This is a genomic window from Clostridium peptidivorans (genome assembly GCF_900205925.1).
GTDB classification, from domain to species: domain Bacteria; phylum Bacillota; class Clostridia; order Clostridiales; family Clostridiaceae; genus Clostridium_AK; species Clostridium_AK peptidivorans.
Window position 1 is genome coordinate 59,729 of the sequence record NZ_OAOD01000010.1, and the last position, 25,362, is coordinate 85,090.

26 protein-coding genes, 1 pseudogene and 1 riboswitch are annotated in these 25,362 nt (G+C 30.9%); of the genes and pseudogenes, 22 read left to right on the top strand and 5 right to left on the bottom strand.

Annotated features, from left to right (window positions below; all coding sequences use genetic code 11):
- Nucleotides 1–228 precede the first annotated feature (228 nt).
- Both CRN98_RS09925 and CRN98_RS09930 read left to right on the top strand, forming a co-directional pair.
- Nucleotides 229–579, top strand: a complete 351-nt coding sequence (locus CRN98_RS09925) for a hypothetical protein (RefSeq protein WP_097027262.1) — start codon at nt 229–231, stop codon at nt 577–579.
- Nucleotides 576–1,439, top strand: a complete 864-nt coding sequence (locus tag CRN98_RS09930) for a diguanylate cyclase (RefSeq protein ID WP_097027263.1) — start codon at nt 576–578, stop codon at nt 1,437–1,439. Before CRN98_RS09925 ends, CRN98_RS09930 begins: the two co-directional genes overlap by 4 nt.
- A gap of 164 nt (nt 1,440–1,603) precedes the next feature.
- Here the strand turns inward: CRN98_RS09930 and CRN98_RS09935 are convergent, their stop codons facing one another.
- Genes CRN98_RS09935 through CRN98_RS09945 form a run of 3 tightly spaced genes read right to left on the bottom strand, consistent with a single transcriptional unit; the run spans nt 1,604 to nt 3,433 of the window.
- Nucleotides 1,604–2,752, bottom strand: a complete 1,149-nt coding sequence (locus tag CRN98_RS09935; RefSeq protein WP_097027264.1) for a sodium ion-translocating decarboxylase subunit beta — start codon at nt 2,750–2,752, stop codon at nt 1,604–1,606.
- A gap of 18 nt (nt 2,753–2,770) precedes the next feature.
- Nucleotides 2,771–3,100, bottom strand: a complete 330-nt coding sequence (locus CRN98_RS09940; RefSeq protein WP_097027265.1) for a biotin/lipoyl-containing protein — start codon at nt 3,098–3,100, stop codon at nt 2,771–2,773.
- A 33-nt stretch (nt 3,101–3,133) separates the two neighbouring features.
- A complete protein-coding gene (locus CRN98_RS09945) occupies nt 3,134–3,433 on the bottom strand; it encodes an OadG family protein (RefSeq protein WP_179632087.1) in 300 nt (99 codons plus the stop codon).
- A gap of 324 nt (nt 3,434–3,757) precedes the next feature.
- On the opposite strand from CRN98_RS09945, the gene CRN98_RS09950 reads away from it, so the two are divergent.
- The 13 genes and pseudogenes from CRN98_RS09950 to CRN98_RS18130 form a co-directional block, all read left to right on the top strand.
- Nucleotides 3,758–4,543, top strand: coding sequence for an IclR family transcriptional regulator (locus CRN98_RS09950; RefSeq protein ID WP_097027267.1), 786 nt, complete (start codon nt 3,758–3,760; stop codon nt 4,541–4,543).
- A gap of 197 nt (nt 4,544–4,740) precedes the next feature.
- On the top strand, nt 4,741–5,511 hold the full coding sequence (locus CRN98_RS09955) for a LamB/YcsF family protein (RefSeq protein ID WP_097027268.1): 771 nt from the start codon (nt 4,741–4,743) through the stop codon (nt 5,509–5,511).
- Nucleotides 5,512–5,523: 12 nt separating this feature from the next.
- Nucleotides 5,524–6,741 carry an NRAMP family divalent metal transporter gene (locus tag CRN98_RS09960; protein WP_097027269.1) on the top strand — a complete coding sequence of 406 codons (1,218 nt, stop codon included), beginning with the start codon at nt 5,524–5,526 and terminating at the stop codon, nt 6,739–6,741.
- A 24-nt stretch (nt 6,742–6,765) separates the two neighbouring features.
- On the top strand, nt 6,766–7,509 hold the full coding sequence (gene pxpB, locus CRN98_RS09965; RefSeq protein WP_097027270.1) for a 5-oxoprolinase subunit PxpB: 744 nt from the start codon (nt 6,766–6,768) through the stop codon (nt 7,507–7,509).
- Nucleotides 7,509–8,543, top strand: coding sequence for a 5-oxoprolinase subunit C family protein (locus tag CRN98_RS09970; RefSeq protein WP_097027271.1), 1,035 nt, complete (start codon nt 7,509–7,511; stop codon nt 8,541–8,543). Before pxpB ends, CRN98_RS09970 begins: the two co-directional genes overlap by 1 nt.
- Nucleotides 8,544–8,638: 95 nt before the next feature.
- Nucleotides 8,639–10,105: an aminoacyl-histidine dipeptidase gene (locus CRN98_RS09975; protein WP_097027272.1), complete on the top strand. Its 1,467-nt coding sequence runs from the start codon at nt 8,639–8,641 to the stop codon at nt 10,103–10,105.
- 202 nt (nt 10,106–10,307) lie between these two features.
- Nucleotides 10,308–10,862 carry a rubrerythrin family protein gene (locus CRN98_RS09980; protein ID WP_097027273.1) on the top strand — a complete coding sequence of 185 codons (555 nt, stop codon included), beginning with the start codon at nt 10,308–10,310 and terminating at the stop codon, nt 10,860–10,862.
- Between the two features lie 162 nt (nt 10,863–11,024).
- Nucleotides 11,025–11,165, top strand: a complete 141-nt coding sequence (locus CRN98_RS17745) for a hypothetical protein (protein ID WP_179632091.1) — start codon at nt 11,025–11,027, stop codon at nt 11,163–11,165.
- A 111-nt stretch (nt 11,166–11,276) separates the two neighbouring features.
- Nucleotides 11,277–12,077: a hypothetical protein gene (locus CRN98_RS09985; protein ID WP_097027274.1), complete on the top strand. Its 801-nt coding sequence runs from the start codon at nt 11,277–11,279 to the stop codon at nt 12,075–12,077.
- Between the two features lie 193 nt (nt 12,078–12,270).
- On the top strand, nt 12,271–12,531 hold the full coding sequence (locus tag CRN98_RS09990) for an HD domain-containing protein (RefSeq protein WP_097027275.1): 261 nt from the start codon (nt 12,271–12,273) through the stop codon (nt 12,529–12,531).
- A 48-nt stretch (nt 12,532–12,579) separates the two neighbouring features.
- Entirely contained in the window at nt 12,580–14,094 is a 1,515-nt protein-coding gene (locus tag CRN98_RS09995) for a sensor domain-containing diguanylate cyclase (RefSeq protein ID WP_097027276.1), read from the top strand.
- Nucleotides 14,095–14,268: 174 nt separating this feature from the next.
- Nucleotides 14,269–15,966 (top strand): methyl-accepting chemotaxis protein, encoded by a 1,698-nt coding sequence (locus CRN98_RS10000; protein WP_097027277.1) that lies wholly within the window; start codon nt 14,269–14,271, stop codon nt 15,964–15,966.
- A 40-nt stretch (nt 15,967–16,006) separates the two neighbouring features.
- Nucleotides 16,007–16,096, top strand: a pseudogene (locus CRN98_RS18130) (cupin domain-containing protein); the annotation flags it as partial.
- Between the two features lie 62 nt (nt 16,097–16,158).
- On the opposite strand, the gene CRN98_RS10005 reads toward CRN98_RS18130, so the two are convergent.
- Entirely contained in the window at nt 16,159–16,377 is a 219-nt protein-coding gene (locus tag CRN98_RS10005) for a DUF3892 domain-containing protein (protein WP_097027278.1), read from the bottom strand.
- Between the two features lie 192 nt (nt 16,378–16,569).
- Here CRN98_RS10005 and CRN98_RS10010 point away from each other — a divergent pair, with 192 nt between their 5' ends.
- On the top strand, nt 16,570–17,250 hold the full coding sequence (locus CRN98_RS10010; protein ID WP_097027279.1) for an HAD family hydrolase: 681 nt from the start codon (nt 16,570–16,572) through the stop codon (nt 17,248–17,250).
- Between the two features lie 65 nt (nt 17,251–17,315).
- A complete protein-coding gene (locus CRN98_RS10015; protein ID WP_097027280.1) occupies nt 17,316–18,155 on the top strand; it encodes a YihY/virulence factor BrkB family protein in 840 nt (279 codons plus the stop codon).
- 76 nt (nt 18,156–18,231) lie between these two features.
- Here the strand turns inward: CRN98_RS10015 and CRN98_RS10020 are convergent, their stop codons facing one another.
- Nucleotides 18,232–19,422, bottom strand: coding sequence for an NAD(P)/FAD-dependent oxidoreductase (locus tag CRN98_RS10020; protein ID WP_097027281.1), 1,191 nt, complete (start codon nt 19,420–19,422; stop codon nt 18,232–18,234).
- Nucleotides 19,423–19,914: 492 nt separating this feature from the next.
- Nucleotides 19,915–20,035: riboswitch (SAM riboswitch) on the top strand.
- A gap of 87 nt (nt 20,036–20,122) precedes the next feature.
- On the opposite strand from CRN98_RS10020, the gene CRN98_RS10025 reads away from it, so the two are divergent.
- The 5 genes from CRN98_RS10025 to CRN98_RS10045 all read left to right on the top strand — a co-directional run bounded on the left by CRN98_RS10025 (nt 20,123) and on the right by CRN98_RS10045 (nt 25,341).
- Nucleotides 20,123–21,448: a Na+/H+ antiporter NhaC family protein gene (locus CRN98_RS10025; RefSeq protein WP_097027282.1), complete on the top strand. Its 1,326-nt coding sequence runs from the start codon at nt 20,123–20,125 to the stop codon at nt 21,446–21,448.
- A gap of 119 nt (nt 21,449–21,567) precedes the next feature.
- Nucleotides 21,568–22,464, top strand: a complete 897-nt coding sequence (locus tag CRN98_RS10030; protein WP_097027283.1) for a DMT family transporter — start codon at nt 21,568–21,570, stop codon at nt 22,462–22,464.
- Nucleotides 22,465–22,771: 307 nt separating this feature from the next.
- Nucleotides 22,772–23,125, top strand: coding sequence for a DUF6514 family protein (locus CRN98_RS10035; RefSeq protein ID WP_179632093.1), 354 nt, complete (start codon nt 22,772–22,774; stop codon nt 23,123–23,125).
- A 344-nt stretch (nt 23,126–23,469) separates the two neighbouring features.
- Nucleotides 23,470–23,838 carry a holo-ACP synthase gene (gene acpS / locus CRN98_RS10040; protein ID WP_097027284.1) on the top strand — a complete coding sequence of 123 codons (369 nt, stop codon included), beginning with the start codon at nt 23,470–23,472 and terminating at the stop codon, nt 23,836–23,838.
- 3 nt (nt 23,839–23,841) lie between these two features.
- On the top strand, nt 23,842–25,341 hold the full coding sequence (locus CRN98_RS10045; RefSeq protein ID WP_097027285.1) for an NAD(P)H-hydrate dehydratase: 1,500 nt from the start codon (nt 23,842–23,844) through the stop codon (nt 25,339–25,341).
- Nucleotides 25,342–25,362: the final 21 nt, after the last annotated feature.

Below are 25,362 nucleotides of genomic sequence, written 5' to 3' on the forward strand. Positions count from 1 at the left end.
AGTATAAAAATTCATTATAAGTAAATATATTATAGTAATTCCATATATAGTAATATGAAAAAGAGATAAAAAGAATGTTAATAGTCCTATAAATAAACCTTTATATTGATTTAATGTAAAATACTAGAATAAAATATCCAAAATTTATTAAAAACATATACATATAATAGAAAAATTAGACAAAATATGATAATATATTATATGTATTTAGGGAAGGTGGCGAGGGCTATGGGAAATAGAATAGAAGGAAGTAGAAAAGCAGAAATAAATATGCGCTTTTCAGAATTTGAAATGCCTCCAATGCAGGATGCATTAATAGTAGGTAAACGGGCCCCAATCGGGGCAGAAGCAACAAGAAGAATGGTAGACATACTTTCACCAGAACAATATGAAATAATTAGGATTGAACATGAGTATGTTGAAGCTATTGTTGTAAGACGGTCTTTATTAAATATATTGTCGCAGGATAAGCTTATTCCTATAATTATGGAGGAGGGAGAAAAAATTGCTAACGAATCAATGATTATAAGAGCACAAGTAAATATAACTCTTAATGTTAGCAAGTCTATTGATTTATGATGCAGAGAGTATTAAATGTAATGGATAAGAATTTCATGAAAGTTGATTTTCTCAATGGAGTGAGACGAATTCAAGATGTTTTTTATGAAAGAAATACAGAGTGCTTTGTTGTTTATGATGATGAAAAATTAGCTGGTGTAGTCACAAAAAAAGAATTAGTTAGAGCTCATCCAAACAGAATAATTGCTGATGTTATGTCTGACAAATATATTTGTATTGATTATTGTACATACATATGGGAGATTAGGGAGATATTTAATTTAAATAGAGATATTGATATCGCACTTGTAAGAGATGATAATAAAGTCATAGGGTACATAACAAGGACAACTTTAAATGCAGAATTGGGAAAATATATTGATTTGCTTACAGGATTACATAAAAATGATTATTTGTTTTATAATGCTTATAAATTAATGAAGAGTGAACAAAACACAACGATTATATTCATAGATTTAAATAATTTCGGTTATATTGATAAGAAATATGGTCATATAAATGGAGATGCTATACTCAAAGATGTTGCAGAGGTATTAAAGGGAAGTATTAGTTCCGAATGTTATTTGTGCAGATATGCAGGAGACGAATTTGCAATATTAACTCCACATCCTATAGATGACAGTATGGTACTTGCAGAAAAAATTATAAATGCTATAAGCTCATATGATTTTACTAATAATATACCGGTTTCTGCATCAATAGGAATTACAAGCTGTAGGATACATAATAATAAAATAGAAAATATATTTGAAGTAATAAAAAAATTAGTAAACGTTGCAAGCTTAGCATCAGCAAAGGCAAAACAAAGTGCTAATAATTCAATTATCATTGGGGATGTGGACATAGATGCAATTGCATAAATAAAAAGTTGAGTATTGGTGAATATATCTTAATCACACTCAACTTTTTGTATTTGTAAATGAATATATAACAGTAGGAGATTGATTTTACAAAGAGAGATATGTAAATCTAGAGATTAAGCTATAGATTTACATATCAAAATTACAGTGCAAGTTTTAGCTTATTATCCGAAAAGAGCTAAGAGTACTCCAGCAGCAACTGCTGAACCTATAACACCTGCTACATTAGGGCCCATTGCATGCATAAGAAGATAGTTTGATGGGTTTGCCTTTTGACCTTCTACTTGAGACACTCTTGCGGCCATTGGAACTGCTGAAACTCCAGCAGATCCTATAAGAGGATTGATTTTCCCACCAGATAAGAAGCACATAAGTTTTCCTAAAAGTAAACCACCTATTGTACTAAATGCAAATGCGAGAAGTCCAAGGAATATAATCTTTAAAGTTTCAGGACTTAAGAATCTATCGGCTCTAGCAGTAGCACCTACAGTGGTGCCAAGAAAAATGGTAACTACATTAATTAATCCATTTTGCGCTGTAGTAGAAAGCCTTTCAACAACTCCAGACTCCCTAAATAGATTTCCCATCATTAACATTCCTATAAGAGGTGCAACAGAAGGAAGCAATAAGATTGTAAGTACTGTTACAACTATAGGAAATACTATTTTCTCAAGCTTAGATACCTCTCTAAGTTGTTCCATTTTAACTTCTCTCTCTTTTTTTGTTGTGAGTAATTTCATTAAAGGAGGTTGTATAAGAGGAATTAAAGCCATATAAGAATAAGCTGCAATTGCAATTGCTGGCAGTAATTCTGGGGCGAGTTTTGTTGTTAAAAATATTGCTGTAGGACCATCAGCTCCACCAATAATACCTATTGATGCTGCAGCTTTAGGAGAAAAACCTAGTGCAATTGCAATGATAAAAGCAGTAACAACACCTAATTGAGCTGCTGCACCTAGAAATAAACTTGAAGGCCTAGCAATAAGGGGCCCAAAGTCGGTCATTGCACCGATTCCTAGAAATATTAAAGAAGGATAAATTCCTAATTTAACACCTTGATATAAATAATAAAGTAATCCCCCTGGTTCAGAAGAGTTTGTAAGTGGACCAGACATTATTCCTGTAGATGGTAAATTAGCTAAAAGAACCCCAAAGGATATAGGTAAAAGTAAAAGGGGTTCAAACTTTTTTTTGATAGCTAGATATATAAGCACAAAAGAGATAAGAATCATCACTAATTGCTGCCATGTTAGTGCTGCAAAACCTGATTGGTTGAATAATTTTACAATTGTATCTGAAAATGAAAAAGACATTTATATATACCCCCCTTACTATTCAATTACAGCAAGAACATCACTTGTATTAACAGAGGTTCCTTTTGTAACTTGAATTTCTTTGATGATTCCATCTCTAGGAGCTGCAATTTCATTTTCCATTTTCATAGCTTCAAGTATAAATAAAGTATCACCTTTTTTTACATTATCTCCTGGATTTACTTTTATATCTATGATTGTGCCAGGCATTGGAGCTTTTAATAGCTCACTAATCATACTTGTCTTTGTAGTTGGTTGCTTAGAAACGTTATTATTGGCTTTTTCTCTAGTAGAGTTTATAACCTCAACTTCATATTTCTTGGTATCAACAGTAATAATATAGTTCATTTAAGTGTTCCCTCCTATAAAGTAATGATGTGATTATAAATTAAGTGGCTTTATGGATTTAATTTTAAGTGACTTTAAAGGAATATTAGATGCATGACTTATTGAAGCTACAATAATTGCCACAGTTTTCTCATCAACATCCACAAAAGTAGTTTTATCAATTGATAACTCTATGGTATTCTCATTTTGATTAATAATATTTGAATCCTTTTTTTTCTTAAGAGAATCAAAAAGTTTGGATTGTAAATTTAAAAAAAGGCTTAGTACAATGAGAACAATAAAAACTATAGACATAACGAATAAAGCAACTAATATGCTCTCAAATACTGACATGAAAATCCCCCTTTCTTGGTAGAAACTCTTATACATTTTTATGGATTAGTAAACATTAATTATTAGTCTTATATAAATAATGAACCATCGGTTTAATATATTTATATGTTGGTGTATTAGAAATATGTTATATAAAAGATTATGGTTAAATTTATTTAAATACCTTAATATTTTAGCATTAGCATAAAGTGAAATAAGGTTTTATTACGCAGTTAATTGAATATTTTTCCATATTGCAGTAAACTATGATATAATGGGATTTTTAATTGGTAGAAAATAAAATCACAAGGGAAAAATGTAAATTACAAGGGGGATAAACAATAAGTGTTAACAGAACAAAACAATATCAATAACAGTTTAGATAAAGCATTGGAACTTTTAAAGTATTTTACTAGAGAATGCCCTGTTAGAGGACTAAGTGAAATTAGTAGAGAGTCATCTATACCGAAAGCAACAGTATATAGACTACTTAATACTTTTGAGAAAAATGGATTCTTACAAAAGGTTGATATTCAGGGACAGCAAAATCAATATAAATTAGGTATGAAATTTTTTGAACTGGGAATGCTCGTATCAGAATCAATGGAGTTGAAGGAAGTTGCCCTTCCACTAATGAAAGAGTTAAGGGATTTACTTAATGAAGATATTCAGTTATCTATAAGGGAAAATAATCATGCTATTTATATTGAAAAAATAACTTGTACTCATCCTGTAAGGTTATTTACAAGAGTAGGACGAACAGTACCCTTAAGTGCTGGAGCTTGTGCAAGGGCAATATTATCTTTTTTAGATGATAAAGAAATACATGAAATTTTAAACGAAGAACCTTTAGTGAAATATACACAAAATACTATAATTGGCAAAGAAGAGTTATGGAAAGACATAGACGAAAATAGAAGAAAAGGTTATACCATTAGCTTTGGGGAGTTAGAACCACAGACTGTTTCAGTAGGGGTACCTATATTTAATTATTCTCAAAATGTTGTAGCATCCTTAAGTGTTGCAGGACCAGAGCAAAGATTTAATGATAAGTCTCTGCCATTAATCATAAATGAAACAAAAAAAACTGCTAAAGAAATATCTAAAATTTTAGGATGCAACTTTAAATAAAGTCCATTAATAAAAAAACTAGACGTAATGACCTATTAATAATTATAGGTTATAGCGTCTAGTTTTTTTATTAATAAATATACATTAAAATTTTATTAATAGTGCATATATACATTATTTTACTAATATAAGTATTATAAGTATAAATGAAACATCGGTTTAATAATTGAAAAGGTAATTATATGGAGGGATTCATAATGTTTAAGGTTGATTTAAATAGTGACTTAGGAGAAAGCTTTGGAAATTACAAGATAGGGCTAGATGAAGAAGTAATAAAATATGTTACTTCCGTAAATATTGCCTGTGGATGGCATGCTGGAGATGCTGAGGTTATGGAAAATACTATTAAAATAGCAAAGGAAAATGGAGTAGCAGTAGGGGCACATCCTGGCTTCCCAGATTTAATGGGATTTGGAAGAAGAAATCTTTCAGTAAATCCTGGTGAGATGAAAGCCTATATAAAATATCAATTAGGAGCACTTATGGCATTTGCAAAAGCTGAAGGTGAGAAAATACAACATGTGAAACCACACGGAGCTATGTATAATATGGCTGCAAAGGATTTAACATTGGCAACAGCAATAGCCGAAGCTATATGTGAAGTAGATAGGGATATTATTTTATTAGGACTTGCTAATAGTGAGTTAATTAAGGCAGGAGAACAGGTAGGATTAAAAGTTGCAAATGAGGTATTTGCTGATAGAGCATATAATGCTGATGGAACACTGGTAGCAAGATCAAAAAAAGGTGCTGTTATTCATGATGCTGATGTTGCTATATCTAGAGTTGTAAGGATGGTAAAGGAAGGAAAGGTTACAGCAATAACTGGTGAGGATGTTAATATAAATGCCCAGTCAATATGCGTACATGGAGATAATCCAGATGCTGTGAAGTTTGTTAAAGAAATTAAAACAAGACTTCAGGAGGAAGGAATTGAAATAACCGCAATTTCAAATTTTATCAAATAGGAGGAAGTGGTCATGAACACGGAAATAGAGAAAGGATCAAAGGATTTAAAGTTAAAGCGTGGTAATAGAAGTGCTCTTATAGGTGCGGCATTTATTATGGCAACTTCAGCTATAGGACCAGGATTTTTAACCCAAACAGCTCAGTTCACTGAGCAATTTGCTGCAAGTTTTGCTTTTGTAGTATTAGTTTCGATTATATTTAATATAGGTGCTCAAGTAAATGTATGGAGAATTATTGCTGCATCTGGTATGAGAGGGCAGGATATTGCCAATAAAGTTGTACCGGGGCTTGGATATTTTATCGCTATAATTGTTGCAATAGGTGGATTAGCATTTAATATTGGAAATGTTGGTGGCGCAGCTTTGGGGTTAAATGTTATCTTTGGGCTTAACGTACAGTATGGTACTATTATTTGCGGAATTGTAGCAAGCATGATTTTTTTATCTAAGGAAGCAGGTGCTGTAGTAGATAAGCTTACACAGATTTTAGGAGTATTAATGATTATAATTGTAACTTATGTGGCAATCAAAACACAGCCTCCAGTTGGAGAAGCCTTAATTAGAAGCATTGCTCCAGAAAATCCTCAACTATTATTATTTCCAATAATTACATTGCTTGGTGGAACAGTAGGAGGATATATTACATTTTCAGGTGGACATAGATTAATTGATGCAGGAATTGTAGGTGTAGATAGGTTAAAGGAAGTTACAAAATCTGCAGTGCTTGGTATTACAATTGCATCCATTATGAGAATACTAGTATTCTTAGCGGTATTAGGTGTTGTAAGTAAAGGAATTGCCTTAGATCCTTCCAATCCAGCGGCTTCTGCTTTTAAAAGTGGAGCAGGAATGATAGGATATAAATTCTTTGGTGTTGTATTATTAGCTGCAAGTATTACGTCAGTAGTTGGAGCGGCCTATACATCTGTATCATTTTTGAAAACACTTCACCCGTTTATAGAAAAATATGAGAAACATACTACTATGGCATTTATTATTTTCTCAACAATCGTTATGGCTATAATAGGAAAACCAGTAAAATTGCTTGTCTTAGCAGGATCACTTAACGGATTAATTTTGCCAATTACTCTAGGAGTAATATTAGTAGCTTCTAAAAGAAAGGATATTGTAGGAGAGTATGAACATCCTAAGTGGATGCTGATACTTGGTATATTGGTTGTTATTATTGCTGGATATGCAGGAGCAATGTCCTTATCAAGCATATTTTAGAAAAATTAATCAGGAGGAAATAAGATGTATAAGGAAACAAGGTATTTAACAGCTGGAGATAAAGCATTGACTGTAGAATATGGAAATAAGATTTCGGAGGACATAAGTAGTAAGATAAGATCAATGATGGCTGCCTTGGAATTGAACAAGATAGAAGGAGTAGTAGAAATTGTACCCACTTATCGTTCCTTAATGATTCACTATAATCCTTTAACTATAAAATATGATGATTTGGTGAGGAATTTAAAGTTGTTAGAGGGTAAACTTAATGATATTTCTTTACCAGAACCTGAAGTTATTGAAATACCTACATTATATGGAGGAGAATATGGATCAGATATTGAAAATGTTGCTCAGCATAATAGAATAACTGTAGAAGAGGTAATAAGAATACACAGTTCCAAGGAATATCTTATCTACATGTTAGGCTTTACCCCTGGGTTTCCGTATCTTGGAGGAATGGATGAAAAAATTGCTACACCAAGATTAAAAGTTCCAAGAACAAAAATTAGCCAAGGATCTGTAGGGATTGCAGGAAGCCAAACAGGAATATATCCTATTGATAGCCCAGGCGGATGGCAATTAATCGGTAGAACGCCCTTGAAACTTTATGAACCCAATAGAGAAGTACCGATACTTTTAAAAGCAGGCAACTATATTAAGTTTATACCTATCTCTGAAGAACAGTATAAAACTATAGAGAAAAATGTAAATGATGGAGGTTATGAATATAATACTTATATTAAGAAAAGGGAGGAGAGGGTATAATGGGAGAAATAAAAATTAAAAATCCTGGACTTTTGACATTGATACAAGACAAGGGAAGATATGGTTATCAGCAATTTGGTGTTCCTGTTTCAGGAGTTATGGATAGTTTTTCCCACAGGGTAGCTAATATTTTGGTAGGAAACGATGAAAATGAAGCCCTCTTAGAAGTGACTATATTAGGTCCTGAAATAGAGTTTATGAATGACTCCTTAATTGCTATTACTGGAGGAGATTTAAGTCCAGTTTTAAATGGGAATTCCATACCTATGTGGGAAAGTATATGTGTAAAAAGAGGGGATACATTAGGTTTTGGACAGATTAAAAATGGATGTAGAAGTTATATAGCATTTACAGGTGGTATACAAATTGAAAAGGTTATGGGAAGTAGGTCCACCTATGTTAAAGCTAAAATAGGTGGACTTCATGGAGGAAGCTTAAAATCAGGAGATATTTTAACAATAGGTGATTTAAAAGATGGCTTAACTTCTACTAAGTACAGAAAATTGCCTAATGAAAATATTCCTACTTATTCAAAGGATATAGAAGTAAGAGTTATTTTAGGACCTCAAGATGACTATTTTACTGAAAAGGGAATAGATAAGTTTTTATCTGCTGAATATAAAGTTACTAATGAATGTGATCGTATGGGATATAGATTAGAAGGAGAAGTAATTGAACACGTTAATGGTGGAGATATTATATCTGATGGAATTAATTTTGGTGCGGTTCAAATTCCAAGCCATGGACAACCGATTATTATGATGGCAGATAGACAAACTGCTGGGGGATATACAAAAATTGCAAATGTTATTTCTATAGATCTTCCTAAAATAGCGCAGGCTAAACCGGGCGATTGTATCAAATTTAAAAAAGTAACTCTTGATGAAGCTCAAGGGCTTCTCAAAGAAATAGAAGAAGATATTACTACAATTAAAAAAAGTTGTAGTAATGCAAATGTTATTAAAACTAGTGAATTTTTATTAAGAGTAAATGGAAAAGAATATAATGTAAAGGTAGAAGAATTAATAAATTAGAGGATTTTGCATGGCAAAATCCTTTTTTTATGTATCAAATTCAATCAGTATGTTAAAATTACTATAATAGAAAATTGTAATTAAACAGTGAAAGGATGAGGAATTTGGATAACATGCTTAAAGATTTATCTTCAAGTTTAGTATTTAAATATTTTGAGGAGATAAGTAGAATACCAAGAGGTTCTGGGAATGAAAGGGATATAAGTGACTATTTAGTGAGATTTGCAAAGAAGCATAATCTAGATGTAATACAAGATGAAGCATTAAATATAATAATTAAAAAAGGTGCCACTAAAGGTTATGAAAATGCTCCAGTTGTAATTTTGCAAGGTCATATGGACATGGTTTGCGAGAAAAATAATGGAACGGAGCATAATTTTGAAAAAGACCCTATTAAGCTAAGGGTAGAAGGAGATTTTATAAAGGCTACAGGAACTACTTTAGGAGCAGATAATGGTATAGCAGTGGCTTATTGTTTATCTATACTTGCAAGCAATGATGTAGAACATCCTCCTATAGAAGTTTTAATTACAACTGAGGAAGAAACAGGAATGGGGGGAGCCTCAAGTGTTAAGGAAGAAGATCTTTCAGGAAAGATTTTAATTAATATTGATTCAGAAGAAGAAGGTGAACTTTTATCTTCCTGTGCCGGCGGTATTAGAAATAAAGTTAGCATTAAGGTAGAGTTAGAGGATAAAAAACAAGGTTTTATTCCTTATAAGCTTACTGTGAAAGGCCTAAAAGGTGGGCATTCAGGAATGGATATAGATAAGGGTCGAGGAAACTCCAACAAGCTTATAGGAAGAATTTTAAATGATATAAATTCACAAATGGAATTATATATAGCAGAAATAAATGGTGGATCAAAGATGAATGCAATTCCAAGAGAAGCTGAAGCTGTAATTTTTATTGAAGAAGGGAATCAAAGTGGATTACATAGCGTAATGAAAAAATGGCAGGATACTTTAAAAAATGAGTTTAGAACTTCAGATCCGGGGATAATTGTAGCACTAGAAGAAGTAGATATAAAGCCAGAGAAAGTATTTTCTAAAGAACTAACAGATAAGGTTATAGCAATACTCATGTTAATTCCACAAGGAATACAAACTATGAGTATGGACATTAAAGGATTAGTTCAAAGTTCTACAAACCTAGGTGTAGTTACAACTGAGGAGAATGAGATAACCTTTGAAAGTGCTATAAGAAGCTCTGTTAAAAGCTTAAAGGATAGTATAGTAAGAGAAATTGAAAGTATCTGTAAAGTTCTTGGTGTGACTATGAGCTTAGAATCTGATTATCCAGCCTGGGAGTACAGAGAAAATTCATATATTAGAGAAGTATTTAAAAATGTTTATAAGGATATGTACGGTTCAGAGCCAAAGGTAACAGCAATACATGCAGGCCTTGAATGTGGAATATTAAAGGATATTCTTGGTGATATAGATATGATTTCCTTTGGACCAAATATGTATGATGTGCACACTCCTGAAGAAAAATTAAGTATTTCTTCAACTGAAAGAACATATAAATATTTTTTGGAAGTGCTAAAACAAATAAAATAGTAGATAAATTTAATCTTTGTAAAAGGCATATCTTAAAAGAGATATGCCTTTTACATTGTCATAGTATTGGAAATTCAATCAGTTGTCTCAAAACTTAATGAAAAGATAGAAAGTTTTAAAGTGTAATTTATAAATAGTATATAAATTTAACTTAGGCACAATAATATACTTGGAATAAATTATATGAGAGGATGTGTTTACTATGGCATTAAACAATGCAATGACTGCAGATTTTTTACGCTCAGCATATGGTGGAGAAAGTATGGCTCATATGAGATATCTTATATGGGGGGAATATGCAGAAAAAGATGGATTCCCAAATATAGGAAGGCTTTTTAAAGGAGTAGCATATGCAGAATGGGCTCATGCTAAAAATCATTTTAATGTACTTAAAGAACAAGTAGGAGATAGTTCAGTTGCAGCAGGAGCTGTATTTGGTCATACTAACATAGTTGATAATCTTCAAGGAGCAATCAATGGAGAACTTCATGAAGTAGATCAAATGTATCCAGTATATCTTGAAACTGCAAGATTTCAAAATGAAAAGGATGCTGAAAAGGCATTTCATTATGCTTTAGAAGCTGAAAAAATCCATGCTAAGTTATTTCAAGATGCTCAGGATAAGGCTAAAGAAGGAAAAGATATTGAAATAGATACTATTTATGTATGTCCAGTGTGTGGATATACAGAAATTGGGGACAATGTGGAAAAGTGCCCAGTTTGCGGTGTAAAAAAAGATATGTTCAAAGCATTTTAAAGTGGCACACGTTAAAGGTTGTGAGAAGAAAGCAATCTTTAGCGTGTTTTGTTTTTATGAATATTAAAGTTATAAAATCATTTAGTAGTAATGTTCTATTTTAGTTTTGTAAATAATAAGAATGTAGTATGTAAAGAGATATTAAACTAGGGGGTAAACTATATGAATAATAAGTTTTCAAGGGTATATTTAGAGCTTGTAGAGTGGAGAGATGATGAGATTAAGTCTGGACATATGGAAAAAGCTAAAAGAATTCAAAAAGTAATAAGAAGGAAAAAAGCAATACTTAAATTATACATATAATAAATTTACTTAAAAGTTAGAATAATAACAAGAGATCTAGCATATTCTTTTGTATAAGGCATTTGTAAAAAGTGAAGCTAACTTGGGGATAAAAAAAGGGGGAGAATACGTATGAAAAAGACATTAGCGTTACTTATGAGTGTAATAGTATCAGGAGCAATATTTGTACAATGTAGACAAGCTGCTGTTAGTACAAGTAGTAATATAGCTGAGATAAGTAGTGAGGAAAATAATATATCAAAAGCTCAGCAAACTGCAGAAGAATTTGTAAGGCAATACTTCACATACAATCCAAATACTATTGAAGAAGTATTGGACAAGTCATCTTCTTATTTTCTAAATCCAAAAGACATTTTAGATGGAAAAGATTTTCAAGTGAAAATCATAAAATCTAAAAATGAAGTATCCACACATATATTATCTACGCTGGGAAGTAAAACAGAAGAAAATATTAAAATTGATAATAAGGACTATAAATCATATGTATTAAATTTAAAAATTGATTATATTTTAGATGGTAAACCTATTTATCAAGAAATTAAGTTAAGGATGGTTAATAAAGATGAAAAGTGGGCTATAGCTAGTTATGAATATAATGTACTTCCAGAAATAGAAAAGGCTATGAAGGAAGGAGAGGAGTTTGCAAAAAAGAATAAAGGGAAACTCCCTTCTGAGACATTTGCTAAAACACATCCTGTTGAATGTGGAATATACTATATAGCAGACAAATTAGAAAAGAAATATATAAATCAATATGGTATTGCGTTTGCATTTTATAATATTATAAATGATAAGGATTTTGAGTTAATATTTAAAGTTAATAAAGACAATAAGGAAGAAATACAAATTATCTATGTAACAATGCAAGATGATAAAACTTATAAAGTGGTTAGAGAAAAAACTGTAAAATAAAGTTGCTATGCAAAAGCACTTAATGAGCGTACGGAAAAGCTTAGAATTTAGCATAGGGTTAGTATGAAAGCTTCGTTGATTTTATAATTTGATAGTAGTATAATTTTTTTATAAAAGCCGTCCCATGGATGGCTTTCTTTACATAATTAATTTGTTATATAAATTATTGTTTATAGATAACGGAGGATAAAATATGTCGGAAGAAATTTGGAGTCTTTGGCGTGAGTTTGAGGAATTAAAAACTCCAGAAGCTAGGTTTGCAGCTTGTCTTGACAGAGTTCAGTCACTATTCCTTAACTACAATACTAATGGCCACACTTGGCAAAAACCAGGAGTAACTAGTGAAAAGGTATTAAAAAGAAATAAAATATTAAAAGAAAATGCTCCTAAGCTTTGGGAATATGCAAAGGAAATTATAGATGATTCTATTAAAAGAGGATATTTAAAACGTTAAAATTAGTGCGATTTTAATGGTTTCAAATCAAGTTTTGGGGGCTAACTTATGAAAAACTTAGAGCTAAAGTCTTTAAGAATTGTAGAAAGTGTATTCATTCTAACTATTATAATTTTGTTAATTATAAATCTTGCATTTTATAGAATAATTATACATAAATTTCAAGTGGGTGTAAAAGCAAATGTAGCTGATGCTATCAAAGTTATTGATGGTGATAAATTAGCTGAAGTTATAAAAAATAAATCTATGAATAGTACTGAGTACAAAGAAATTCAACAAGAAATGATTAAATGGAAAAATGATAAAGATGTAAAATATTTTTATACCATGTATAAAGAAAAAGATAATATTTATTTTTTAGTAGATTCGGCATTAGTTAAACCGTCAGAGCTTGGAGAAAGATATAATTTTGAAAGAGAGATGAAGCAAGCATTTGATGGGGAAATTACTTATACAAAATGTGCTGTAGAGGATAAATTAGGTGCATTTATATCAGCTTATGCACCAATAAGGAATTCATATGGGGAAATTATTGCAATTGCAGGTGTAGATGTTGATTTTGGAGTTTTCACTTACATAAAATATAAATTTATTATAGATATAATAACTATTATATTTATGATTATTGTTGCAGTGGTAATTTTAAGGAAGTTAGAAGAAGCATTAAGAAAACACAAAATTTTATTTGAAAATGCAGATGATATAATATTATATACAACAGAGGATGGACAAATTATTGATGGGAATAAAAAAGCAGTAATGGAGTATGGATACAGTTACAAGGAATTAAAAACTAAAAATTTAAAGGATCTTAGATTACCAGAGTCTTTAAAAAAGCTTACTAAGCATGAAATTATAGATAGTGAAGGTAATGTTTTTGAAACAATTAATATAAGAAAAGATAGGAATACTTTCCCGGTAGAAATAAGTACAAACTCTATTACGGTAAATAATGAAAAGTTAATAATAAGAATTATAAGGAATATAACTGAACGTAAAAAAATAGAAAGTGAAGTTTTATATCTTGCAAATTATGATTCACTTACTGATTCATATAATAGAGCAGGTTTAGTGAACAATTTTAAATTGGCTTTAGAAGAAGCTAGAAAAAATAATTATAAAATTGCAGTTATATTGTTTGATATTGATAAGTTCAAAGCTATTAATGATACATATGGTCACTGCGCAGGAGATCAGATATTGAAAAACATAGCAAGTGTAGTAAAGAAGTCAATTAGAAATACAGATATTTTTGGAAGATTAGGAGGAGATGAATTTTTAATAATTCAGAAATTGTTTAAAGATAGAGAAGAGGTTATTTCTCTAATGGATAGAATATTAGAAAATCTTAAAGTACAATCAATTAATTTCAAGGATAATAATCATTATATTCAAATTAGCGCAGGCATTAGTATTTTCCCAGATGATGGGGTTTGTATAGAAGAACTTATCCATTGTGCAGATAACGCCATGTATTATACAAAGAAAAATGGCGGGAATGCATATAATTTTTATGAGTATTCAAAAAAAGTACTCATAGGTGATTTAGATAAAAATAATTAAATATATTGTTGCTTGCTGAAAAGAAAGCTTGTATTTGCAAGCTTTCTTTTTATTTAGAAAATTAATTGTTTTTTAAATTTACAGTATAAACCAGAATAAAAGTATAGTATAATAAAATTTGTTGGAATATTATAGGAAATCAATAAAAGATTTGTAATAATTGGGGGGGACAATATGAAGAGCTTATCAACAAAGATACTAAGACTTATGGGCCTTGTATCTTTGATATCTATGTTAATTTTAATATCACTAAACTTAATTGAATTTAGAAATATATTTTCTAAAATGCAGCAAGATGCTAAAACTTATGTACAGGAGTCAGAAGGTATAATAGATGGAGAGAAACTGAATAAGGTAATTAGTAATAGAAATATGAATAGCATTGAATATAAAGAAATTCGAGAATCTATGATCAAGTGGAAAAATGATAAGAATGTAGCATATGTGTATACACTAGCTAAGAGAGAAAATAAGGCATATTTTATAGTTGATGGATCAATAGCTGAACCTGATGAAATTGGAAAAGAATATCCACTAGAAGATGAAATGAAAGATGCTTTTAATGGACAAGTATCTGTTAATAAAAAACCAACGAAGGATGATACGGGCATTTTTATATCTGCATATGCACCTGTAAAGGATTCAAGTGGAAATATAATTGCTATAGTTGGTGCCGATAAAGAAGTATCAGAATTTGTGAGTATAAGAAATAAAATTTTATTAGATTTAATGATAACAGCAGTGATTATTATGATTTTATCAGTAGGTATAAGTAGTTTCTTTTCAAAAAAGCTATCGGACAATGTTAATAGTATCAAAGATAATCTAAGAAAAATGGCTGAAGGAGATTTAACAGAGGAATTAGAGATAAAAAGTAATGATGAATTTGAAGTTATAGCTGAAGAAATAAATAGATTTAGAGTAAAGATATCTGAGGCGCTTAAAATTGTACAGGAATCTTCTAATAAAACTATGGAGGAAACTGAAAATCTTTTAGCACTATCACAGGAAATGGCATCTTCTTCAGAAGTTGTAGATTCTACTATTGAAGGAATAGCAAAGGGATCAAATTCACAGGCACAAGAGCTTTCAAGTATAAATAAAACATTATACAGTTTTGGAATGAAAATTGATGAAACTGTTATAAGAGTTGAGAGTGTATACTTTGATGCAGATTCAATTAGTGCAAGTGCAAAGGAAGGAGATAACAATTTAAAAGTGCTTGATAAGTTTGTGAGAGATATAAATAATTCCTTTGCAGATGTAAGAGATAAAATACAGGGGTTAGGCATGAGATTGTCTGAAATAAATGAAATTACAAATTTAATAAATGGAATTGCTGACAAGACTAATCTTTTAGCGCTTAATGCTGCAATTGAAGCTGCAAGGGCAGGAGAAGCAGGAAAGGGATTCTCTGTGGTAGCTGAAGAAATAAGAAAACTTGCAGAGCAATCTAAAGTATCTTCCGCAAATATTAATAATCTAACTCAGGCTATATCCATGGAAAACAGCATGGTAGTAAAAACTTCAGATAATATGAATGAGAAGTTAAATGAGCAATCACAAGTTCTTAATGATTCAATGGATACTCTAAGAGACATAATTATAAACATAGAGAGAATAATTCCTAAAATTAAGGATATAAATCAATATGTTAATGAGATAAATAATGAAAAGGTAGAGATTTTGCAAGGAGTTGAGGTTGCTTCATCAGTATCAGAAGAAGTTTCAGCGTCTACTGAAGAAATAGCAACTTCATCTAAGGAGTTAAGTGCTTCATCCACTCAAGTGGCATGCGCAGCTGAAGAGTTAAGTGATAAAGTAGAAAAGGTTTCAGAATTTATAGATCAATTTAAAATATCTTCTAACTAAATAAATTTATAATTTTAGATCTATAAATGAATAAAGTTAAAAGGGCGAATGTATTGTAATGCCAGCAAGAATACCTCATGCACTGCATGCAACAGAAAGATTTAAAATGATGCTAGCTCTAGTATTTTAATAATCATACTTAAGAAGTCGTTTTTTATAAGAACGACTTCTTAAGTTTTGAGCTTAACTTTATTAAAATATAGGCAAGTTGTTTAAGTTATTTTCCTCAGTAGCCTTAGGAGAAGAAGCTATGGTATTAACTCCATTTTGTTTTTTTTCAACAATTATAGAGTCAAGTTTTCCACGTTTAGCTAAAGCTACTGCCTCTGTAAGACTTCTTTCTATATTGTCATCTGTAAGTACATTGGTTATATCACCATTATTATTTCTTCTAATCTTTACTACTTTCATGTTAATTCACCTCTTAGTTTTATTTTTTTCATGGAAAAGATACTGAAATTTAAATACAAGATCAGCAGTTATTTAAACAAAAGTTAAATTCCTATAAATAGTATCTCCAATTAAATAAAAAGTAATAATATTTTACAAATATCGTATGCTATAATAAAGTCAATTAATAACTAATAAAAGGGGATAATTACTATGATAAGAGCTGTAATATTTGATATGGACGGAGTAATAATAGATAGTGAGCCACTTCATTTAAATATTGAGGAAGATATATTTAAAAATTTAGGAATATCTATAACATCTGAAGAACACAATACATTTATAGGAACTACCTCACATTATATGTGGGATAAGATAAGGACTAATTATAATTTAACTGAAGGCCTAGAAGAGCTTGTGGAATTAGACAGAAACACATATTTAGAGTTTTTAAATAATGCTTTAGATTTACAACCAATAAAGGGAATAAGAGAACTTATAATTGATTTGCATAAGAATAATATAAAATTAGCGGTGGCATCATCATCGCCCTTAAATATAATAGAAAGAGTATTGGATTTGTTTGAGATAAGAGACTACTTTGATTATATAGTAACCGGAGATTATGTGAGTAAAAGTAAACCTGAGCCGGATATATTTTTATACGCTGCTGAAAAATTAGATGTGGACCCTAAAGAGTGTGTAGTTATAGAAGATTCTCATAATGGAGTTTTAGCTGCAAAAAAAGCTAATATGAAATGTATAGGATACAAAAATCTAAACTCTGGGAATCAAGATTTAAGTAAAGCAGATCTAACCATTGATGATTTTAATGATATAAATAGCATCTTTATAAGAGAATTAAATAAGAAGATTATAGATAAGCTTATTTAGGAATTACAATTATAAATCTAGTGACTAATTAATGATCATAAATATAAGGAGGGGAGAGGTTTAGAGTGAAGGTAAAATCACAAATAGGTATTAAGAATATTGTTAAAAGAATTATAGATGATGAAGTTCCAGCACTAGCGTCTGAATTATCTTATAGTTTAATCTTGTCCTTCTTCCCATTTTTAATTTTTTTGATGACTTTAATAGGATATTTATCTCTAGATACAGAGTTAGTACTTTTGCAATTAAGCAAAATACTACCAGATGGTGCATATAAATTAGTTCACGATACAGTATTAGAAGTTTTACAAGGGAAAAATAGTAAGCTTTTATCACTTGGATTTATTTTCTCCATGTGGACAGCATCTACTGGATTTAGAGGCGTTATAAGAGGTCTTAATAAAGCATATGATGAAAAAGAAAAAAGATCTTTAGTAAAAGTAATAATCATATCTATTTTATGTACTATAGGATTAACTTTTATAATAGTTGTCACATTGCTTTTATTAGTTTTTGGTGAATTACTTGGATACTTTTTAATTAAGAAATTTTCCATTCCAGAATCCTTTATGTCTTTATGGAATATAGTAAGATACGCTATTATATTAACTTCCATGATATTTGTATTTGCTCTTTTATATAGATATACTCCAAGTAAAAGACTTAGATGGAAAGAGGTAATTCCAGGAGCTATATTTGCGACTATAGGATGGATAGTTGTATCCATTGGATTCTCCTTTTATGTAAATAACTTTGCAAATTATTCAAGACTGTATGGAAGTATAGGAGCAGTTATTGTACTTTTAACTTGGCTATATTTAACCTCCATCACAATAATGATAGGTGGGGAATTAAATGCAGCATTGGCTTTCGATAGAAAGGTAAAAAGAGCACAGATGAGTTAGAGGCTAAGCGAGGTATGTGATAATAATTATATAGTGATCAGTAATTTTGTTTTTAATTACTAATCACTAGTTATTACTATATTAAATTTAAGGATAAGGTCTTTTCTTTAGAGTATCCTTCTCTAATTCCTTTTACCATCTTTATAGATGATGAAGTATCCCCAAGAAGTATACATCCAACTAGTTTATTATCTTTAAAGAAAAGTTTTTTATATACTTGAGTGTGTTCATCCTTATAAGATAAAATATCACATTCGTCATCAAAATATCCAGAAGAAAAAAGATTTGTGTTCATTGACGAGAAAATTGTAGATGAAACAAAATCCTTAAATATTAATTCATCTCCAGAGGCATTTCCACCTGCAATCTTACCCATTTGAACAGCAGCAGGCCAAATCCCATAGTTTCTGCCGTTTAATTCTGCTACATCTCCACAGGCATATATATTAGGCATATTAGTTTCCATCTTTTCATTTACAACTATAGATTTATCAGTTTTTATTCCACACCTTTCAGCCAATTCTTTATTTGCTCTTATTCCAACAGAAAATAACACCATGTCTGTATCAAGAGTGTTGCCACTTTTAAGTTTTATATTAGTTACTTTATCATTTCCCAGTATTTCAACTAGGGAATCTCCAAGAATTACGTTAACACCACAGTTACTAATTTGATTTTTAAAAATTTCAGCACCTTCTCTATCCAGCTGTCTTGGTAAAAGTATTGAGAAGAATTCCACTACAGTGACATCAAGTCCTGAATTTTGTAACTCCCATGCAGCTTCAAGGCCTAAGAGGCCGCCGCCTATGACTACAGCTTTTTTAGAATTTTTAGCATAACTTATTATTTCATTTGCATCATTTATAGTTCTTAATGAAAATACACCTTTTTTATCAGCACCAGGAGTTGGTGGAATAAAATTACGTGCACCGTTTGCAAGTATAAGCTTATCGTATTTTAAAGAAGTACCATCAGATAAAACTATCTTATTTTCTTTAGTAAGTATACTCTCTACTTTAATATTTAGCTTTAAATTTATATTATTTTCTTCAAACCAATTTTTATTTTTTAAAAATAACTTTTTATCGGTAATCTCATTAGCGAGATACTCAGAAAGAGAAGGCCTGTAATAGCTACAATAACTTTCATCTGAAATCATTGTTATGTAGGCTTTTGAATCTTTCTGTCTTATGGCATCTGCAGCATAGAACCCAGCAGCACCATTTCCAATAATAATAAAAGTTGTACTATCAGTTTTATTATTCATATATTCAACTCCCCATATTTTAATTTTAACCCTAATATTATTATACACTAATAATATTAGGTAATGATTAAGAAAGCTAAGTTGAAAGAATTTTGTGATAAAAATTCAATTAATGGTTAGTACTGAATAGTTACTAGTCATTGTTGAAATTTCACTAAGGTAAAATTCCTTCCTCTAGTAGGCCTAGTTACATTTTTAATGTTAAATATTATAGTATAGGATTTGAATTGTAGAAAGCATTGAACAAGCATTAAAAGCTCTTTATTTCTGATGTTAAAGCACCGTTAAGAGCCTTCTACTGTCTGAACGATAGTGAGTTTAGAAGGCTTAGAGGTTTTAACATCAGAAATATTAGAGATTTTTTGCGAAGTGAAGCTTTCCTAAATGCAAATCCCATACTTCATATCAACATTATTTTAAAATGTGGCAATTTTTAAAGGATTGACAATAAATTAGTTTGATGATAAACTATTTTTAAAATTTAATAGGAACTTCTTATCAAGAGCGGTGGAGGGACTGGCCCTATGAAGCCCGGCAACCCAGATACATCTGTTTTAATACATTTGTTTTGAAGGTGCTAAATCCAGCAGGTGATATACCTGACAGATAAGGGGAGAAGTGATAACTTCTTGTGTCTGTCGGCAAGGAGTTTTTTTATTTTCTAAATTAATTCTAAATAGTCATTATGGGAGGATATTAAATGAATAATTCAGTTGAAAGAAAAGGTAAGGCGACAGCATTACTACCACTAATAGTTTTTGTGGCAATATATTTATCAATAGCATTAATTACTAATGATTTTTATGCTATGCCTGTTACTGTTCCATTTTTAATTGCTGCTGTGGTAGCATTACTTATGAATAAAAAAGAAAGTATAAATGACAAAGTTGAGATATTTTGCAAGGGAGCAGGAGATTTAAATATTATACTTATGTGTTTAATATTTATCTTAGCAGGAGCCTTTGCACAAGTTGCAAAAGATATGGGAGCAGTGGAATCTATTGTTAATTTAGGACTTAAAATACTTCCAAGTAATATTTTAATTTCAGGAATATTTATCATTGGGTGCTTTATATCCACTTCTATAGGAACTTCTGTAGGAACCATAGTTGCACTATCTCCAATGGCTGTAGGAGTAGCTGATAAGACTGGAATATCAGTGGCTTTGGTACTAGGATCAGTAATTGGCGGAGCGATGTTTGGTGATAATTTATCAATGATTTCTGATACAACAATTGCAGCTACTAGAACTCAAGGATGCGAAATGAGAGACAAGTTTAAAACTAATTTCTTTATAGTGCTACCAGCAGCAATTATTACAGCAGTGTTATTTGCAGTAATTACATCGGGGAATAATACTACTTTATCTGGAAATTATGAGTACAGCATAGTAAAGGTACTTCCTTATTTAGCTGTACTTATAGCAGCACTTTTAGGGATAAATGTAATTTTAGTTTTAGTAGGAGGAGTGGCACTTTCAGGAATAGTAGGAATTGCTACGGGTTCCATGGGAATTATAGATTTTCTTCAATCCATAGCAAAGGGGATAGCTGGTATGTCAGAACTAGTCATAGTATCACTTGTGATTGGGGGAACTGTAGAACTTATTAAACACAATGGAGGAATAGATTTCTTACTTCACTTTATAACAAGCAAGGTAAAATCCAAAAAGGGTGCTGAGCTTGCTATAGGACTTTTAGTTACTTTAGTAGACGCATGTACTGCTAATAATACCATAGCAATAGTGACTACAGGGCCTTTAGCAAAAAGTATATCTTCAAAATATAATATAGAACCACAAAAAACAGCTAGTTTACTAGATACTTTTTCATGCTTTGCACAAGGAGTTATACCATATGGAGCTCAACTTTTAGTTGCATCAGGTATTGCAGGTATTTCACCATTTTTGATAATGAAGTACTTGTACTATCCATATTTAATTGGAATATCTGCGGTTATTGCTATAGCATTGGGATTTCCTAGAATAAAAAAGGTAGAAGTAGGAGCTCTAGAAAGGGTAATTTAATTAATAACTAGTAACTGAGTTAGTAGTTTGAGTGCAAAATTATATTAAATTTTGCACTCTTTTAATTAATAACTATAATATAAAGTCTGGGAAAATAACACAATGGAGTGGATGGGAAAATGGCAAAATTTCAACCAAGAACAAAAGGATTAATACTTGTAATCATAGGGGCCATGTTATGGGGAATATCAGGTACCGTTGCTCAATATTTGTTTCAAAAAAAGGGATTTAGTCCTGAGTGGCTTGTTGTAATTCGTTTATTAGTATCAGGAATAATTTTATTAACATATGCAGTTATACAAGAAAAGCAAGACATATGGAAGGTTTGGAGATCTAAACATAATTGCTATAGTCTTATAATTTTTAGCATCATAGGAATGTTAGGTGTGCAGTATACATATTTTGCTGCTATTAAACATGGAAATGCAGCAACAGCAACTATACTGCAATATCTATCACCTGTGATAATTACTTGTTATTTAGCTATTCGTACTAAGAAATTTCCAAGCTTACGACAAAGTACAGCTATTGCCTTTGCCATGTTGGGCACATTTCTTATAATTACAAAAGGAAATATCCATAGCATATCTATTTCTAAGTTAGCACTATTTTGGGGAATTGGTGCAGCCTTTGCATCAGCTTTTTACACATTGCAACCTCGGGTTCTTCTTAGTAAATGGGGATCTACGCTTGTAGTTGGATGGAGTATGTTCATTGGTGGAATAGCTTTTAGTTTTATCCATCAACCTTGGGATTTTGTGGGACAATGGTCTATTAATTCAATGATTGCTGTTATGTTTGTAGTATTATTTGGAACCCTAATTGCTTTTTATTGTTACTTAGAAAGTTTAAAATATATACAGCCAACAGAAGCAAGTGTACTATCTTCTATGGAACCTTTATCTGCAGCAGTCTTATCTGTTTTATGGTTACGAGTTCCACTTGGTACCATAGAGTGGTTAGGAATAGTATGTGTTATATCTGCAATTATAATTTTGTCTAATGTAAAAGATTAGCTATATATTATACTTAAACTTATTAAATAAAATATAAAAACACTATAATACTTATATGGAAAATACTTCATAGAAGTTTTTAAATATAAATTAGCTTAATTTATACTATAATTCGACAGGAGAAAATCCAGAAAAATACAGTTATTACCATTGGATGGATAAGTATTCACTATTAGGAAGTGTTTTTTACCTTCTTTGTCATATTAGATAAACAACTTGTCCAAATCATAGTTCATGAAATGACAGGTTTCTTGCACCTTAGGTGTTATTATATTAATATAACTTAGCGAGTGGAGGGAAATGAATTATGATAATAGTTGAAAATTTATCAAAAATTCATCAAGGAGAAGATATGGAAAAGACCTATTTTTATAGATTGATAAAGGATAAATTTAATCTAAATTATGGAGATGAGTTAATAGAAGTACAGTCCTATGGAATAGAAATAGAAAGACAGGATAAAGTAGAGGGAAATATAGTAAATATAGAAAGAGATTATATAAAAAATATAAGTCCTCAAAGACACAAAGTACATAGTCTTTTGAAAGTGCTACATGAAAACACTGTGTCACCGATACATCTTATAGATATAGCAGGGGATTATGTAGACGAGTATATTAAGGATTTTGATAACGTATTAAAAGAAATAGCAACAAACTAATAATAATTAGTAACTAGTGACCAATAGCCAGTGAGCGGGAATAAAAAATAAATGGTTGCGGATAGTTAATAGGAATATCAAGTGATTCTTAGACTCAGGTGGAGTTTGCTTGTGAAGAATACTTATCTCCAGCTGAGTCTTAGAAGAACTTATCCAGGGGCGTATCAGCCGTTATCTCCCACCTAAGAGGACGAGAGTATTACGGATGGTTGCCATCGGATAAAACTTAAATTTGATTATTTTAATTATAGGGTTTATTATGGGAATTAATTAATATAGAATTAATGATAAAATAGAGATATAAATCTCTATTTTATTTTTATATAAAAAAGGCGGTGATAAATGTGATAGGGGGAACGGGCATAGATATAATTGAAATATATAGAATAAAAAGTGCCATGATGAAAAACAATAATTTTATATATAAGATATTTACGGAAAGGGAAATAGACTATTTTGAAAGAAGAAAGTTTTTACCAGAAGTAGTTGCAGGCAATTTTGCCGCAAAGGAAGCTATAGCAAAAGCATTAGGAACTGGGTTTAGAAAATTTTCCTTAAGGGATATAGAGATTCTTCGTGATGAACTTGGAGCACCTGTAGCACTTTTACATGGGAGTTCAAAAGAACTTGTAAAAGAGCCTTATAAACTTCATGTGTCAATATCTCATAGTAGAGAAAATGCTATAGCCTATGCAGTTTTGGAGGTGTATTAATATATGAAAATAGGTACTGCAGAAGTTATGAGGAAAATTGATAAATACTCTATAGAAGTTTTAAAAATACCTAGTATAGTGCTTATGGAGAATGCTGCACTTAAAGTTATAAAAAATATTGACCTTGAAAATATTCATAGTTTCTCTATTATATGTGGTAGAGGGAATAATGGAGGAGATGGACTAGCGGTGGCCAGACATCTTCATGTAATAGGAAAAGATGTAGGCGTGTTTTTGTTAGGAGGAGACCAAGGGCTTTCTGGAGACTCTCAAATTAATTATAATATACTTTTAAACATGGGAGTTAAAATAATATCTGTAAACAATATGGAAGATATAAATGAAATGAGAGAGTACTTAGAGCAAGCTGATGTTATTATAGATGCCATATTTGGAACAGGTTTAAATAAAAATGTTGAAGGCATATATAGTGCAGCTATATCTGTAATAAATGAAAGCAATTCCTATATCTTATCTATAGACATACCTTCAGGATTAGAATGTAATAGTGGTAGAGTACTTGGAAATTCTATAAGGGCAAATAAAACTGTAACTTTTCAGTTATATAAGAAGGGCTTTTTAAATTATGGCGTGGATAAGTATACAGGAGCAGTTGTGATAGAGGATATAGGTATCCCAAAAGATGCAATTCATAAGTTTCACGAAAATGAATATATAATGGATAAGGTTTTTATAAAGAAAAGTATAATTAAAAGAAATAAGCATGGCTATAAAGGAGATTATGGAAGAGTTCTTATTATTGCAGGTTCTAAGGGGTTTACTGGAGCTTCGTACATAGCCACTCAGGGGTCGGTAAGAAGTGGAGCAGGACTTGTTACGCTTTGTTGCGATGAAGAAGTACAGCCAATTTTAAGTTCTAAACTTGTAGAAGCCATGACTTTGTCTTTTGATGATAAGGGAAGATTTAAAAATGTGTTAAAAAGTAGTGATTGCATAGCTGTAGGTCCTGGAATGGGAAACAATGAAACTACATTTCAATTTGTAATGGACACTTTATTAAATGCAACATGTCCTATAGTAATTGATGCAGATGGATTAAACGTTCTTAAAGATAAACTTCATTTATTGGAGCAATGCAAAAATAAAGTAATAATTACTCCACATTTAGGGGAAATGTCTAAGTTAACAGGATTGTCTATAGAAGATATAAAACAAAATCGCATTGAAGTTGCACAAAAGTTTGCCAAGAAATATGGATGCATAGTACTTTTAAAGGGATATAATACTGTAATTACAGATGGGAACAAAACTGTTATAAATCCTACAGGCAATAGTGCTATGGCATCAGGTGGCATGGGAGATGCACTAACGGGCATAATTGCTTCTTTTGTAGCTCAAGGATATGAGCCGCTAAAAGCAACAAGTATTTCAGCTTTTATACATGGCTATACAGGAGAAAAACTCTCAAAGAAAATGTTTTGTGTAAATGCAAGTCAACTGTTAGAGGAACTTCCCTATGTTATTAAGGAACTGATGGAGTAACCGATCTAAAATTATGGGATA

What these genes read in the sequence shown, in the direction of transcription:
- CRN98_RS09985 (WP_097027274.1), top strand. Translation starts at nt 11,277, where the DNA reads ATGAAAAAGACATTAGCGTTACTTATGAGTGTAATAGTATCAGGAGCA.
- CRN98_RS09925 (WP_097027262.1), top strand. Translation starts at nt 229, where the DNA reads ATGGGAAATAGAATAGAAGGAAGTAGAAAAGCAGAAATAAATATGCGC.
- CRN98_RS10035 (WP_179632093.1), top strand. Translation starts at nt 22,772, where the DNA reads ATGATAATAGTTGAAAATTTATCAAAAATTCATCAAGGAGAAGATATG.
- CRN98_RS09970 (WP_097027271.1), top strand. Translation starts at nt 7,509, where the DNA reads ATGGGAGAAATAAAAATTAAAAATCCTGGACTTTTGACATTGATACAA.
- CRN98_RS10025 (WP_097027282.1), top strand. Translation starts at nt 20,123, where the DNA reads ATGAATAATTCAGTTGAAAGAAAAGGTAAGGCGACAGCATTACTACCA.
- CRN98_RS10010 (WP_097027279.1), top strand. Translation starts at nt 16,570, where the DNA reads ATGATAAGAGCTGTAATATTTGATATGGACGGAGTAATAATAGATAGT.
- CRN98_RS10030 (WP_097027283.1), top strand. Translation starts at nt 21,568, where the DNA reads ATGGCAAAATTTCAACCAAGAACAAAAGGATTAATACTTGTAATCATA.
- CRN98_RS09955 (WP_097027268.1), top strand. Translation starts at nt 4,741, where the DNA reads ATGTTTAAGGTTGATTTAAATAGTGACTTAGGAGAAAGCTTTGGAAAT.
- CRN98_RS09975 (WP_097027272.1), top strand. Translation starts at nt 8,639, where the DNA reads ATGAGGAATTTGGATAACATGCTTAAAGATTTATCTTCAAGTTTAGTA.
- CRN98_RS09980 (WP_097027273.1), top strand. Translation starts at nt 10,308, where the DNA reads ATGGCATTAAACAATGCAATGACTGCAGATTTTTTACGCTCAGCATAT.
- CRN98_RS09935 (WP_097027264.1), bottom strand. Translation starts at nt 2,752, where the DNA reads ATGTCTTTTTCATTTTCAGATACAATTGTAAAATTATTCAACCAATCA.
- CRN98_RS10020 (WP_097027281.1), bottom strand. Translation starts at nt 19,422, where the DNA reads ATGAATAATAAAACTGATAGTACAACTTTTATTATTATTGGAAATGGT.
- CRN98_RS09945 (WP_179632087.1), bottom strand. Translation starts at nt 3,433, where the DNA reads ATGTCAGTATTTGAGAGCATATTAGTTGCTTTATTCGTTATGTCTATA.
- CRN98_RS09990 (WP_097027275.1), top strand. Translation starts at nt 12,271, where the DNA reads ATGTCGGAAGAAATTTGGAGTCTTTGGCGTGAGTTTGAGGAATTAAAA.
- pxpB (WP_097027270.1), top strand. Translation starts at nt 6,766, where the DNA reads ATGTATAAGGAAACAAGGTATTTAACAGCTGGAGATAAAGCATTGACT.
- CRN98_RS09995 (WP_097027276.1), top strand. Translation starts at nt 12,580, where the DNA reads ATGAAAAACTTAGAGCTAAAGTCTTTAAGAATTGTAGAAAGTGTATTC.
- CRN98_RS09960 (WP_097027269.1), top strand. Translation starts at nt 5,524, where the DNA reads ATGAACACGGAAATAGAGAAAGGATCAAAGGATTTAAAGTTAAAGCGT.
- CRN98_RS10045 (WP_097027285.1), top strand. Translation starts at nt 23,842, where the DNA reads ATGAAAATAGGTACTGCAGAAGTTATGAGGAAAATTGATAAATACTCT.
- CRN98_RS10005 (WP_097027278.1), bottom strand. Translation starts at nt 16,377, where the DNA reads ATGAAAGTAGTAAAGATTAGAAGAAATAATAATGGTGATATAACCAAT.
- CRN98_RS17745 (WP_179632091.1), top strand. Translation starts at nt 11,025, where the DNA reads ATGAATAATAAGTTTTCAAGGGTATATTTAGAGCTTGTAGAGTGGAGA.
- CRN98_RS09930 (WP_097027263.1), top strand. Translation starts at nt 576, where the DNA reads ATGATGCAGAGAGTATTAAATGTAATGGATAAGAATTTCATGAAAGTT.
- CRN98_RS10000 (WP_097027277.1), top strand. Translation starts at nt 14,269, where the DNA reads ATGAAGAGCTTATCAACAAAGATACTAAGACTTATGGGCCTTGTATCT.
- CRN98_RS09940 (WP_097027265.1), bottom strand. Translation starts at nt 3,100, where the DNA reads ATGAACTATATTATTACTGTTGATACCAAGAAATATGAAGTTGAGGTT.